The sequence below is a fragment of the Pseudomonas sp. CM25 genome (assembly GCF_013179705.1).
GTDB lineage: Bacteria > Pseudomonadota > Gammaproteobacteria > Pseudomonadales > Pseudomonadaceae > Aquipseudomonas.
The window spans coordinates 1-1,229 of the sequence record NZ_JABMCW010000652.1 but is presented as its reverse complement, the minus strand read 5'-3'; the positions used below and the strand labels follow the sequence as shown (position 1 = coordinate 1,229).

Below are 1,229 nucleotides of genomic sequence, written 5' to 3'. Positions count from 1 at the left end.
CTTGCAACCAACCCTCCGGCTTCGCCGGATATTTTTGACGCAGTGCTGGCGGCACTCGATTCGCGCGACATGCTGCCCGAAGTGGGCTTGACCACTGGCGCCACGGCGCAGCAGCTGCGCGAGAAGCTTGTGGCCCGCCTGGGCACCCACGAAGAAATCGCGCGGCTGCTGGGCTGGGCAGCACAAGACCGCTGGTTCAACCCAGGGCAACGGCTACCGGATGGCCGAGTCGGTTATCCGCTCAGCGACCGCCCTGCGCTACCCGTGACACCCAGGGAGCAGCTGCGGGCCGGCTTGATCAGGTTTTTCCCTGGCCTTGCCGGGTCGATAGAACAGCAGGTGGACCGATGGCTGTTGCAACAGATTCCGGTTGCCGAGGTACTCATGGCGCTGGAAGACGACCTGACGCAGTTGACCCGGTCAATAGACCGCTGGGTGTCGGCTGACCTGAGCGACCAGTCGCGCAGGCGGCGCTTGATCGGGGAAAGGTTGCTGCGTGCCTGGCAAGGCTCGGGTGATCAGCTCTCGGTCGGTTCCAGCGGCCAACACCCGGGGCTGCGGTTGCATTTGAGTGACCTGTCAGCCGGCACACTCCCCGAGCTACCTGGGCACATCGAGTTCTACCATGTAACCGCGCTGGTGTTGAAAGGCGCCACGTTGCGTGAAATTGCAAACGGCTTCTTGCAGTCTTTCACCTATCTTCAGGAGTTGGACCTTAGCGACAACCAGTTGCTGCGTTGCCCTCGTGAACTGAGTTACCTGACCAATCTGCGCCGGCTGCGTCTGGGGCATAACCAGATTCGACTGGACGCCCAAAGCCTGGACGCCTTGAACGGGCTGCCCCGGCTCAGCCATCTGGACCTGAGCCACAACAGCCCACTCGGCGCGTATGGGATGCGCTTCCATCTGCTGCCCCAACTGGTGGAGCTGAACCTGCGCCGCTGCGGCCTCAGCGAGTGGCCCAAAGGTCTGGAACTGTGCGGTTTTCTGGAAAAGGCAGACCTGCGGGACAATTTTCTGCAAGGTGTCCCCACAAACATACTTGCGATGCCACTGGAGTTCCGCAAGAACCTCCTGGTCAGTGGCAATCGCCTGACAATGACAGACTTCGGCAAGCTCAATGCACTGGACACGTTACTGGAGGAACCTCACGCCGAGGTTGGCCGAGGCTGGTGGGTAGACAGCGACTCCGCGAGCCCTGAGCGTGGGAGGCTGTGGGATCGCTTGAA

The 1,229-nt window shown here is 61.7% G+C and carries 1 protein-coding gene; it reads left to right on the top strand.

Going from position 1 to position 1,229, the window contains the following annotated elements:
* Positions 1–1,229 (top strand): leucine-rich repeat domain-containing protein (locus HP546_RS30400; RefSeq protein WP_172233630.1); only part of this gene is annotated, 1,229 nt, incomplete at both ends.